The sequence below is a fragment of the Streptomyces sp. NPDC059166 genome, from assembly GCF_042755185.1.
Lineage (GTDB): Bacteria > Actinomycetota > Actinomycetes > Streptomycetales > Streptomycetaceae > Streptomyces.
In genome coordinates this window covers 1-12,007 of record NZ_JBHZCI010000075.1, presented here as the reverse complement: position 1 = coordinate 12,007, position 12,007 = coordinate 1, and the positions used below count along the sequence as shown (strand labels likewise).

The following is a 12,007-nucleotide window of genomic DNA, read 5'->3' as shown; positions in this document are numbered from 1 at the left end:
GGGGGGCGTTGTCGTCGGGGGTGGGGCGGCTTTCCCCCCCGGGGGCAACGCCAAATTGGGGCCCCCCCCTCCGCTCCCGTGCGAGCGCCCGCGACACGGTCGCTTCCCGGCCGGCGCCGCGGACGCGGCAGCCGGCCGCCGGGCCGGAACGGGAGTGCCTCACGGGGCCGGCGGCCCCGAGGGCCCGTACCCCGGACGGAAGGGGCACTCCCACTCCGCCTCGGTCATCCGCCCCCCGTAGTGCCTCGCCTCCTGTTTGTACTTCAGGAAGCTGGGGTTGGCGGAACCATGGAACTCCCGTTCCCGCTTGCGGATCTTCATCCGCAGCTTGAAGAAGTTGATCCCCAGCGCGTTGAACTGCTCGTGCGAGTTGAAGACCAGGGTGGGCAGCCTGAACCTGCGGCTCGGCCGGGACGCACCGGGATGCAGACCCACCACGAAGAAGGGATGGCCGCCCACCGAGTACGCGAAGTCACGGGAGGCCGGATCGCTGTCGTAGGCGCTGTTCCAGTCGTACCGCGCCCTGTCACGCTCGTGCACGGCCTGCAGGTGGCGCCAGAGCACTTCCTCGTACTCGTCCTCGCCGAGCAGCGGCCCGGGGCCGTCGAACGTGGCCACGAACGAGGTGAAGCTCCGGGCGCTCGGCTCGAAGGAGGCCAGGAAGGTGTAAAGGTCCTCCAGGTGGGCCTCCACCGCTGCCGCCGACCCCAGATCACCTCGGTCCCCGTAGTGGCGATGCACGATGGCCCCCCGGCGCAGGGATGCGCGGGCGCCGAGGCAGACGAAGTCCTCCTCGCCGATGAACGAGGCCAGCGAGGAGTACACGTCGCCGGCGGCGCTCTTGGGTTCGCCGCTCGCCGTCCCGCCGGCCGTCCGCCGGCCGCTCGTGGGTCCGGTGCTCATCCCTCACCTCCCCGCTCGGCCGAAGAGGGCGATCGAGGCGGGCACCGCCGCCAGCAGGATGCCGGCGGACCAGCCGACGGTGATCAGCACCACCCCGGTGGACGCGGATCCCGTGTTGACCAGGGTCCGGCAGCCGTCGGCCAGGACGGACAGCGGGTTGACGTCGGTGAACGCCTGCAGCCAGCCCGGCATGGTGGACGTCGGCGCGAAGATCGAACTGCCGAACTGGAGCGGCAGCACCGCGACCATGCCCAGTCCCTGAACGGCCTGTGGGGTCTTCAGCGCCAGCCCCAGCAGCACCGAGACCCACAGCAGCGCCATGCCGAACAGGCCCGTGAGACCCACCGCGCCCAGCAGCCCGAGCACTCCGCCCGGCAGCCTCATGCCGAGCAGGAAGGCCATGCCCAGGAGCACGACGGTGGCGCCGGCCATCCGCCCGCACTCGACGACCACCTTGGCGCTCAGCACGGAGGCCCGGTTGATCGGCAGGGACCGGAAGCGGTCCATCACGCCGGTACGGAAGTCCGAGTTGATGCCCACGCCGGCCGTCATGGCGATGTTGACCGCCATCATCGACATCAGTCCCGGCATCACGTACTGCACGTACTCCTCCTGGCTGCCCGCCACCGCGCCACCGAAGACGTACACGAAGAGCACGGTGTAGATCACCGGCATCAGCAGGATGTCGAAGAGGGAGTCGGGATCGGCCTTGATCTGCAGAAGGTTCCGCCTCGTCAGGGCGCTCACGTGCCTCAGTCCGCTCAAGGCACCGCCGCGGCGCCCGGGTACCGCGCCCACCGCGCTCATACGGGAGTCACCTCCTCCACGGCCGCGGGACGCGCGGCCGGTTCGGGTATGGGGGGGTCCTCGCTCTTCCCGGTCAGCGTGAGGAAGACCTCGTCCAGGCTGGGCAGGTGGGTGTCGACTCCGGCCAGGGCGAATCCGCGCACGCCCAGGACGCCGACCACGGACGTCAGATGCTCGCTGCCGCGCAGCGGAACCCGCAGCACACCCTCCGCCCGGTCCACGGCGCCCGGCGCGCCGTCGGCCAGTCCGGCCTCCACGAGCGCGTCCTGGACTGCGTCGAGCCGGGCCGGGTCCTCAGGGCGGATGCGCAGCTCCCGCACCCCGACCCGGGCCTTGAGCTCGTCCACGGGACCGCCCGCGATGATCCGGCCCCGGTCCATGACGGTGAGCTCGTCGGCGAGCTGCTCGGCCTCCTCCATGTACTGGGTGGTGAGCAGAACGGTCGCCCCCGCGGACGCGAGCCCTTTGACCTCGCTCCACACCTCGTTGCGGGTACGGGGATCGAGTCCGGTGGTCGGCTCGTCGAGGAAGAGCACGCCGGGCCGCCCCATGACGCTCGCGGCGAGGTCGAGGCGGCGCCGCATTCCCCCGGAGTAGGTGGCGGCCTGCCGCCCCGCGGCATCGGTGAGCGAGAACCGCTCCAGCAGTTCGTCGGCCCGCGCGCGTGCCGCCTTGCGGGACATGTCCAGAAGCCGTCCGATCAGGTACAGGTTCTCCCGGCCGGAGAGTTTGCCGTCGACGGAGGCGTACTGGCCGGTGAGCCCGATGACGCGTCGTACGTCGCGAGGGCTTCGCGCCAGGTCGAACCCTTCCACCGTGGCCTTGCCCGCGTCGGCGCGCACCAGGGTCGAGAGAATCCGTACCAGCGTCGTCTTGCCGGCCCCGTTGGGTCCGAGTACCCCGAGGACGGTCCCGCGCCGCACCGTCAGATCCACTCCGTCGAGAGCGGTCACCTCCGACTGCCCGCCGTAGCGCTTGACCAGCCCTTGGACGACGACCGCGGGGGTCTCTGTCCGTGCCAGTTGTGTCATGGGCGCAGTGCACAGCCAGTTCCTACACAATCCCCATACTCGGCTGCCCGGGACGGGACACCCGAGTCGTCGTGGCGGGGATACGGGGCCCGGCCCGGTCGCGGCCCTGGCTCCGGGACCGGTCCGCTCCCCTCAGCCGTCCGCGGTGATCCCGTACAGGTGTTCCGGCAGCGGTTCGACAGCCGCCTCGCAGGCCACCGCCACGGTCGCTTCCCGGCCGTGGTCCCGCCACTCCCGGAGCACGGGCCGACCGTCCGCGCCGGCTTTCAGCAGGGCCTCCCGGCGCACCCAGGACCGGAGCAGTTCGCCGCCGGGGTCCGCGGCCTCGTCCGCCGCCAGCAGATCGGCTTCCGGGAGGATCCGCTCCAGCACCCCGCGCGGCCCCGGCCGGCGGGACGAGGGCTCGACGTCGATCCCCACCGCTCCGGGGCCGGCCGCGGCGGCGACCAGGCCGGGGGCATGGCTCATGCTGACGCCCGTGCCGGGCAGGTCGCTCAGTGAGGGACGGCCGTGCCCTGACCGCCCGCATTCGGCGCAGAACTGGACGAGCCGGTGGGCGTACGGCGGACGGCCCGTGACCCGGGTCGTGACCAGACGCAGCAGGAGCCGTGCGGCGACCACGTCGTCGCGGCGGGCCGGGACACGGATGCGGTCCAGGCGGTCGCGCTCCCACCGGGCGAGCATGCCCTCGTCGAGGCCGGGGTGGGCGAGCACCTCCGCGGTGGTCGCCACCGCGGCCACGACGTGGCCGTGGTCCCGCGGCGGACCGGCGGCCGTCCGCCGGCTCAGCGGGAGGCCGCCTCGTCGGGGATCAGAAAGCGCTGCCGGACGCGGTCGAGGGTGCGGAAGTCGTCGATGGTGACCTCCTGGAGGTCGATGGAGGTGCCGGTCAGTTCCTCCAGCAGGTCGATGAACTCCAGGAAGTCCATGGAGTCGATCAGCCGGGCCTCGATCAGGTCCTCGTCGGAGGCGACGGGGCCGTCGAGGCCGGGGTTCTTCTCATGCAGCCAGGCGGTGATGCTGTCCATCGGTGCCGCACCGTTCCTTTTCGTATCGGAGTTGCCGGGGTGGGCTCTGCCGTCTTGCGCCGTGGCCCCGCGAGTCAGCCCGTGGCGCGGCGGAGCCGGTCGAGGGCCTGCTCGGGTGTGCCGTGGGCGAGGAGCATGGCGTGGACCCAGCGCTCGACGCCGAAGGCCACGCACGAGCTGTGGACCGGTTCGCCGGAGCGGGTGCGGATGCCGAGCCGTTCACCGAAGAAGTTGCGGTGCCGGTTGACCGAGGCGATCGCCGTTCCGTCCGGCGCGCTGAACTCGTGCTTGACCGGGTCCAGCTTCATCAGCCGGGCGCGGGAGCCGCCCTTGTCGTAGAAGGGGTCGTCGGCGGCGGCCCGGTTGAGTTCCAGCCCCAGGGACGCGGCGATCTCTCCTATGAACTCCGTCCCACTTCGCAGGTGTTCGACCGCGCCGTCCTTGGTCCCGAGGTAGAGCACCTCCCTCATGTGGAAGCCCCACAGCCGGCGCAACCCCTCGTAGTGGGTCTCGTTGCGGAAGCAGCGGCCGGTGGCCGAGAGCCGCAGCCCTTCCTCGCCGGTCTCGTGGCCTTCCAGGGAGAGCAGCAGGCCGTAGCAGGTGGCGGAGGGCAGCAGATGGCCGGTCGGGTCGAGCGGCAGGTCTCCGGCCGGCCCGCCGCTTGCCAGGCCGTCCAGCGCGTCGGGGCTGAACCGCCCGGCGCCGACCCCGAGGTGGGGGAAGTTTCGGAAGTAGTCCAGGCGGCCGAGTCCCTCCGCGGAGAGCAGCGGCGGGCCGACCACCTCCGGAGCTCCCAGGCGCGTGGCCAGGCCTCGCAGCAGTCCGTCCAGCCCGTGCAGCAGGGCGGTGCGGGCCGGGTCCAGCGCGACGAGGCCGGGGCCTGGGTTCTTGAAGAGGACGGCCTGCGGGCTCGTGGTGTCGGTGGTGCTCAAGAAGACCGCTCCCTCTGAGCGTGGTGGACAGCCGGGCATGGCCGCGACCGGGGAGCACCCGAGCCGCCCGATGACGAGGCGACAGGACGCCCCCCGAACAGCATTGATTCCAGAGGCACTTCGGGCCTGGTTCCCGCCAGGAGCCGGGCCACGTCCGGACCCTAGGACAGCCGTCCGGCAGTTGTCTAGACCAGAAGAAGTGAACTCCGCTCCCGCTCACGGGCGTTGTCCCGACGGCGCGTACGGGCGAACGGGCGCCGCGCCGCACACACCGCTTGACAGACCGAATGGTCTGGACCACTGTGCTGCTCCGGGCCATCCACCGGTCAGCCGGAGCGCCCGTCCGCGATCCTGCCGTTCGCGCCTCGACGGGGCCGGCGGCTCGCTGTCCCCTGGCCGAGGAGAAGCCCATACCGGTGACACCGTCCTCATCCCCTCCGCAAGCGCTCCCCCAGACCTCTGTCCCCCGGACCGCTCGCCGGGCGGCCCCCGGCCCTCAGCCCAGAAGGACCGCGTGATGCCCTCCACCCCGCAAGGCCCTCGACGCCCCCGGCTGCACCGGGCGGCGTCCGACCGGGCGTACTTCAGTGCCGACGGCGAGTCATACCTGGCGCAGACCACCCTGCGGGAACTCGACAAGTCACGCCCGCTGCGGGTCCTGTCCGAGGAGGACTTCGCCCACTGGCAGACCTACGGCTACGTCGTCGTACGCGAGGCCGTACCGGCCGAGGACGCCCGCCGCCTGCTGGACTTCACCTGGGAGTTCCAGGGGCTCGATCCCGACCGGCCGGACAGCTGGTACGAGGACCGCCCCTTCCGCTCGCAGCTGGACCGGCAGTTGCACGTCTACGGATTCGTGGAGGCCTACCACCACCAACTGCTCTGGAACAGCCGCCAGGCCCGCAGGGTGTACGACGCCTTCGTGGACGTGTGGGACTGCGAGGAACTGTGGGTGACCCTGGACCGGCTCAACCTCAATCCACCCAACACGGGCAACCGGGACCGCGCCCTCATCGAACCCACGGACCGGGGGTTCGACATCGAACTGCACTGGGACATCGACACCACGCTGGGCGTCCCGCCCCAGCGGGTGCAGGGCATCATCGCGCTCAACGACACCAGCCCGGAGACCGGCGGCTTCCAGTGCTGCCCCGAGCTCTTCCGGCGCTTCGAGGAGTGGAGGACCGGCCAGCCCGCCGGCCGTGACCCGCTCCGCCCCTCCGTCGACCGGACCGAACTCCCCGTCGTCCGACCCGACCTGCACCCGGGTGACCTGCTGATCTGGAACGGGCTCCTCGCCCACGGCGTGGCCCGCAACACCTCCACCGACGGTGTCCGGGCCGTCCAGTACCTGTCGATGATGCCGGCGCTGGAGGAGCACGAACGGCTGCGGCGTTCCCGCGTCGAGTCGTGGCGCCATCTGCGTACCCCCCGCTGGAACCGCACCCTGGTCGGGGATCCCGTACTGCACGAGTCCAAGCGCTACCCGACCGCCACCCTCGACGGGCTCGGCAGCCGCCTGCTGGGCCTCACCTCCTGGCACGACGACCTCACGGCCGAGGACACGGGCTCGCTCACCGCCCCGGCCGAACGGAGCGAGGAGCCCTCGTGCGCCGCGTCTGCCTGACCCTGCCCACCGACCGCCCCTGTGCCACGACCATCACGGCCGTCGCCGAGGAGGCGGCGTACGCCGCCCGCCGCTTCGGCGTGGAGGTGCACCTGCTGATCCTGGACTCCGCCGGCCCGTCGGCGCTCGCCGGGCACCGCGAGGCCGTCGGCGGCCTGCCCCCGGAGCCGGGGGTGGTCATCCACCACATGGACGAGACCGAACAGCGCGCGTTCCTGTCCGAGGTGGTCTCCCTGTCGGGCGTCGCCGACCCGGACCGGGTGACCGGCCTGATGCTGCCGGACGGCGTGTCCTACGGCGCCTGCACCAACCGGGCCTTCCTGATCGCCGAGGCGCTGGGCTGCGTATCGGTGCACCGCCGGGACTCCGACAGCCGGTACCAGAGCGTGCACGGCGAGCCGGTGTTCCCGATCCACCACGAGCTCACCGCCCTGGGCAGACAGGCGGCCGAGGTGGCCGGAACCGTGACCCGCAGCAGACTCGACCCTGCGCTCGCCCACCGGCCGGTGGCCCTCGTCGGCGGCTCCTTCATCGGCGAGATGTCGGTGGACGTGGCAGAGATCCGGCGGATCGACCCCGCCGCGCACCACCGCCTGGTGGGGCTGTCCGTCCCCGACGGCTATCCGGCGGTCTGGCGCGACAACCTCATCGAGCAGTCCTTCCGCGGGGCCGGCACCACCGCGTTCGACACCGACCTGACCACCCTGACCAGGGTCGGCCCCACCCGCGTGGACATGTGCAACATCGCCCTGGACCGGGATGTCTACGCCCGGGTACCGCTGCCACCCGCCACCGACACGATCGGCAGCGACTACTTCCTCATCCACCTGGTCCACGAAGCGCGTCTGCCCGGGGTCCTGCACAACCGGCACATCGTCAACTACCACACGGGGGAACGGCGTACGGGCTCCGGCTTCGTCGCCTACCACGTGCGTCTGGCGAAGTTCCTCCTGTCCGCGCCGTACTTCCACACCGTGTACGCGGGACTCGCCGCGGCCGCCGAGACCCTGCTGGACGCCGACGGCCGGCCGCGCCCCCCGGTGATCGCCGCGCTGGTCCGGGACAGCATCCGGACCGACCCGTCGGCCGGGGAGGCGCGGTTCGGCGTCGTCGAGTCCTCCTACCGCGCGCTGGGCGGCCGCTGGACGGCCGTCGCACAGGCACTCGCCGACGGCAGGTCGCGGCTCCTCGACGAGGCCCGCAGCGCCATGGAGGACTTCGCCCTGCTGATCGACGCCTGGGAGCCCCTGGTCCGGACGGCCCGTGAAGCCGGCATCGGTACGCCGGCGAGTACGACCCGGCCGATGAGCACCCACGTGGTCACCGTCGGATGGGCGGGTGGGGAGGAGCGCCTCGGTCCGGTCACCACGGGGCAGGCCAACATGATCCGCTGCATCCTGCGGGACGAGCCGAGCCACATCAACATCCACGACGTCTGGCCGGTCCCCGAGGACACCTCCCCGGCGCGGGTCATCGACGCCCTGCGCGCCCTCGTGGTGCGGCACGAGGCGTTGCGCACCACCTTCCCGGAGCCGTCCGCGTCCGAGCCGCGCACCCAACTGGTCGCCTGCAAAGGGTCATTCGGCGTCGAGATCCTCGACCACGAAAGACTCCCGCCGGATCCCGGCCGGTACGCCGACGCGGTGGCCCGCCGGGCGAGGGAGGGGCGTTTCCGGCTGGACCAGGACTTCCCGCTCCGCCTCACGCTCCTCACGCTGCGGGGCGCCCCGGCCTTCGTCGCCCTCGCCTCCAGCCATGCCGCGACGGACGGCAGCGCTCTCGCCGTGCTGCGCGAGGAGTGGCTCGCCCTGCTGACGGGAGACGAACTGCCCGCTCCGGGACTCACCCCGCTCGCCCTGGCCGCGGAGGAGGCGACTCCGGCCGGTAGACGGCGCTCGGAGGCGTCCCTGCGGTACTGGCGGAGGATCATCTCCACCGGTCCGCAGGAGATGTTCGCCGAGCCCCGGACCGCTCGGTCCGAGGCGCGGCAGCCGCAGCTCACCCTGCGGTCACCTCGCGCCGGACGGGCACTCGCCCGGGTGTGCGGACGGACCGGCAGTCCCGCGTCCACCGTGCTGCTGGCCGCGTGGTGCACGCTCGTGGCGCACCGGGCGGGCCAGACCTCCTGTGTCGCCGCGGCGCCCGTCGCCAACCGGTCCGGCTCGGGGCTCGCCCGGTCGGTGAGCACCCTGTCCCAGGACGCGCTCCTGCACCTCGACGTACGGGGACCGTCCTTCGACGCGGTGCTCCGCAAGGCCTGGGGCGCGGCCCTCGACGCGTACCGGCACAGCCGGTTCGACTCGGTCCGCCTGTGGGAGGCGATCGACGGGGCCACCACGGAACGCGGCAGCAGGTTCGCCCGTGACGTGGTCTTCAACGACGTGAGCGTGATCACCGCGCGCCGCGACCGGGAGACCGAACCGGAGGACGGGGGTGCCGGAGCGGAGCTGGAGTGGGGTCCCGTCCAGGAGATGCCGACCCGGCTGCTCTGCTTCGCCTACCGGACGGAACCCCTGCTGCACCTCTCGATGTGGGCGGACCCGGTCCTTCTCCCCCGGGACGAGGCCGAGGGCTTCCTCACCGGTCTGGTGCTGCTGCTGGAGGCAGCCGCGTACGAGGACGTGCCGCTGGAGTCCCTCACCGGCGTCACCGGGGTGCGTCCCGCCGAACGCGACGACGGGTGGCGGCGGGTGGACGGCTGCTGGGTGTCGCCCTCCGCTGTGGCACACGCCCTGAGCGAGGCGTTCGGCGGCCTGCCGGTGCACGTCACGGCAGACGTCTCCGACGAGGCCGTACCGCACGGGCTGACGGCGTTCATCGCGTCGGGTGGCGCCCCGCTCACCCCCGACGACGCCCACGCGGCGCTGATGGACGGCCTGTCCGGTCCACACGCGTCCGGGCTGCTGGCGCCCGCCCGGTACGTCATCGTTCACGATCCGCCGGCTCGGACGGGCGACACGCGTGCCTGGCTCGCGCAGCGGATCCTCATGGAAGGGAACGGCCGCAGGCGGCCGATACGAGATGACCACTGACGACCCCACCGCAGCTCCCGGTCCGGAGCGGCTCCCGAGCCCCTGGACGTCCAGACCCTTCCAGCTGTTCTTCACCGCCAGGAGCTCGTCCCTGCTGGCGGACGGCATGCTGATGGTCTCCCTCACGACGGCTGTGCTGGGGGCGGGACACGGAGCCGGCGGCGTCGGGTACGCGCTGGCCGCGTGGATGACACCCATCGTGCTGCTGGTCCTCTTCGGGGGCGTGCTGGCCGATCGCTTCACCCCGCAGGTGATGATGGTCTGCGCCGACCTGGCGCGGATGCTGGCCATGCTGGTCCTGGCCGCGCTCCTCGTCACCACCGAGGTGGGGCTGTGGCAGATCATGCTGCTGATGGCGCTCAGCGGCGCCGCGACGGCCATGTTCCAGCCGGGCGTGGCGAGCATGGTCCCTCAGGTCGCCCCCGACATCCAGCGGGCCAACGCGCTGCTGCGGATATCCGAGGCCCTGAGCGCGCTGATCGGCCCCGGCCTGGCGGGCCTGCTCGTCGCCTACTGGCAGGTGGCGGGTTCCTACCTGGTCATCGCGGCGGCCTACGGGCTCAGCGCCCTGGTGCTCGTGCCGCTGCGCAGGCTCGATGTCGTACGGGAGGAGGGCGACGAGCCGGTGTGGCACCGGCTGAGGACGGGCTGGCAGGAGTTCCGGTCGCGTTCCTGGCTCTGGGGTGTCATCGTCGTCTGGGCGGTCTACGGCCTGTTCGTCTTCGGCCCCTCGGTGCCCCTGGGCGCCGCGCTCCTCACGGAGCAGCACGGGGCCACCGGCTATGGCTGGATCGCGTCGGCGGACGGCGCCGGGACGATCGTCGGCGGGCTGCTGGGAATGCGGGTACGCCCCGCCCGTCCGCTCGTCGCCGGAGCCTGCGCCATGTTCTTCTTCACTCTCAACCCGCTGGCGCCCGCGCTGGGCTGGTCGTTCGCCGTCACCCTGCTGACCGGAGTACTGGCCGGCTGCGGCTTCGCCTTCTGGGGCGTGATGTGGGCGACGAGCGTACAGTCCCACATCCCGCTCGCCGTGCTGAGCCGTGTGTACGCCTACGACATCGCCGGGTCCATCATGGCCATCCCGCTGGGCCGGGCGCTGGCGGGACCCGCCTCCGAGGCCTTCGGCGCGGACCGGGTGCTGCTCTTCTCCTCGGCCGTGTCGGTGGTGTTCCTCACCGTCATGCTCGCCGTCCCCGCCGTCAGGAGGCTGGGCCCCGGACCGGGGAAACCGGAGGTGCCGCCGGAGCCCCTCGCGCCGGAGGAGATCCCGGGGCCCGCCCGCAATCCGGCGTAGCAGGGGCGGGCGTGGCGGAGCCCGGGAGTCGTATCCAGCTCCCGGGCCCCTGGGGTTGCCACCCAATTGCGCTTGCCAGCGCCGTTTAAGAGTGCGGATCAGTCGTCATACCGTTGCGTTCTGCCTTTGAACTACCGCGCCGCGGAGAGGCGCAGGCCGGATTCGAACCAGCATCCAACGGTGTTCGTCCGTACTCGGTCGATCTGGCAATCGGCGGCGATACTGAAGCTGGAGCGAGAGTCTGAGATTGATCGCGGCTGCCTCTGCCATGTTGGGCCACCCCGGCAGGTGGAGCCGGGGGGAGGACTCGAACCTCCACCGTTACCGCGTCTTCAGGCTGAACGTTCAGTTTCAGCTTGCGCTCGTCACACGGGACGGACCTCAATTCCGACCCGTGCAGGGTGCGCAGCCCCCACGGCATTGGCGCGGGGGCGTTCTTGGGGTGTGCCGCCTGCCGTCCGGCCCTAGCCGAACAGGTAGCCGAACACCGCGTCTCCGACCCGCCGGTCGGTGACCTCGGCTCCGTTGGCCTCCTCGCGGGCGAACTTCACCGCGTGCTGGAGCTTCTCGACCCGCTCCAGCAGTTCGTTGACCCGTCGCGCCGGAAGCGCTCCGGAGAACTTCACGGTCGTCCAGTACCCGATCGGCACGTCCTCGTAGTACACGTCGACCTGCGCCGGGTGCTTGTCGGTCGCTTCGGCCTTGACGTGGTTGCGCGGGACCTTCTTGGTCCGGATCGTGCGGACCGGGTCCGTCTTCCACCAGTCGGTGGACGGGTCGAGCGACCAGGACTCGGAGGCGTCCAGGACCGGGAGTTTCTTCACGAAGGTGTGGAGGTCGGTGAGCTGCTTCTCCAGGAACAGGAGGTAGCTGACCGGGACGTCGCCGACGATCGTGCGTCCGTCGACGGTGACGTCCGCGCGGGCCGCGCAGTTCGCCCAGTCCTTCGTCGCGGTCACGTCGAACAGCCGGGTCAGCGACGCGGACATCTCACGCAGCGCCTCCTCCGCCTTGACCTGGACCCGCGCGGACTCGGGCGGGAGCTGCTCGCCCTCTTCGTCCTTCGGCTGGTACGTGCGCGAGATGCCTGCCAGCAGTGCCGGCTTCTGCACCTTGTGGTGGGCCGCGGTGATGTCCTGGAGCGACTTGCTCTTGACACCCTTCTCCACGGCGATGATCTGGTTGAGCTTGGTCACTTCGCCCCCTTCGAGTGACAGAAACGTACCGCACGCCCATTCGATCGGTCTCGGGGGTTTCTTGACGGCTGGTCAGCCGATGACGGTCCAGGTGTCCTGGCCGGTGAGGAGGGTGCTGAGGTCGCCTTTGCCGTGTTGTTCGACGGCGGTGTCGAGC

General features: G+C 71.5%; 10 protein-coding genes and 1 pseudogene. 4 read left to right on the top strand and 7 right to left on the bottom strand.

What is annotated here, in order from left to right:
- Positions 1 to 159: 159 nt before the first annotated feature.
- From gntA to ACFXOA_RS31640, 6 genes are all read right to left on the bottom strand, one after another.
- Positions 160 to 903, bottom strand: a complete 744-nt coding sequence (gene gntA, locus ACFXOA_RS31665; protein ID WP_385035529.1) for a guanitoxin biosynthesis heme-dependent pre-guanitoxin N-hydroxylase GntA — start codon at positions 901 to 903, stop codon at positions 160 to 162.
- A 3-nt stretch (positions 904 to 906) separates the two neighbouring features.
- Complete coding sequence (locus ACFXOA_RS31660) at positions 907 to 1,710, bottom strand: ABC transporter permease (RefSeq protein ID WP_385035527.1); 804 nt, start codon at positions 1,708 to 1,710, stop codon at positions 907 to 909.
- Entirely contained in the window at positions 1,707 to 2,741 is a 1,035-nt protein-coding gene (locus ACFXOA_RS31655; RefSeq protein ID WP_385035525.1) for an ATP-binding cassette domain-containing protein, read from the bottom strand. The genes ACFXOA_RS31660 and ACFXOA_RS31655 overlap by 4 nt, the downstream gene beginning before the upstream one ends.
- A gap of 132 nt (positions 2,742 to 2,873) precedes the next feature.
- A complete protein-coding gene (locus ACFXOA_RS31650; RefSeq protein ID WP_385035523.1) occupies positions 2,874 to 3,473 on the bottom strand; it encodes a 4'-phosphopantetheinyl transferase superfamily protein in 600 nt (199 codons plus the stop codon).
- Between the two features lie 53 nt (positions 3,474 to 3,526).
- On the bottom strand, positions 3,527 to 3,769 hold the full coding sequence (locus ACFXOA_RS31645) for an acyl carrier protein (RefSeq protein WP_385035521.1): 243 nt from the start codon (positions 3,767 to 3,769) through the stop codon (positions 3,527 to 3,529).
- Between the two features lie 74 nt (positions 3,770 to 3,843).
- Complete coding sequence (locus tag ACFXOA_RS31640) at positions 3,844 to 4,701, bottom strand: aminoacyl--tRNA ligase-related protein (RefSeq protein WP_385035519.1); 858 nt, start codon at positions 4,699 to 4,701, stop codon at positions 3,844 to 3,846.
- A 517-nt stretch (positions 4,702 to 5,218) separates the two neighbouring features.
- Here ACFXOA_RS31640 and ACFXOA_RS31635 point away from each other — a divergent pair.
- The 4 genes and pseudogenes from ACFXOA_RS31635 (at position 5,219) to ACFXOA_RS31620 (ending at position 10,654) form a co-directional block, all read left to right on the top strand.
- A complete protein-coding gene (locus ACFXOA_RS31635; protein ID WP_385035517.1) occupies positions 5,219 to 6,328 on the top strand; it encodes a phytanoyl-CoA dioxygenase family protein in 1,110 nt (369 codons plus the stop codon).
- A pseudogene (locus tag ACFXOA_RS31630) lies at positions 6,310 to 7,602 on the top strand (DUF6271 family protein); the annotation flags it as partial. The gene ACFXOA_RS31635 and the pseudogene ACFXOA_RS31630, both read left to right, overlap by 19 nt.
- 30 nt (positions 7,603 to 7,632) lie before the next feature.
- A complete protein-coding gene (locus tag ACFXOA_RS31625; protein WP_385035531.1) occupies positions 7,633 to 9,360 on the top strand; it encodes a condensation domain-containing protein in 1,728 nt (575 codons plus the stop codon).
- Positions 9,350 to 10,654, top strand: coding sequence for an MFS transporter (locus ACFXOA_RS31620; protein ID WP_385035515.1), 1,305 nt, complete (start codon positions 9,350 to 9,352; stop codon positions 10,652 to 10,654). Before ACFXOA_RS31625 ends, ACFXOA_RS31620 begins: the two co-directional genes overlap by 11 nt.
- Before the next feature lie 464 nt (positions 10,655 to 11,118).
- Here ACFXOA_RS31620 and ACFXOA_RS31615 read toward each other — a convergent pair whose 3' ends face one another.
- Positions 11,119 to 11,850 carry a hypothetical protein gene (locus ACFXOA_RS31615; protein ID WP_385035513.1) on the bottom strand — a complete coding sequence of 244 codons (732 nt, stop codon included), beginning with the start codon at positions 11,848 to 11,850 and terminating at the stop codon, positions 11,119 to 11,121.
- Positions 11,851 to 12,007: the final 157 nt, after the last annotated feature.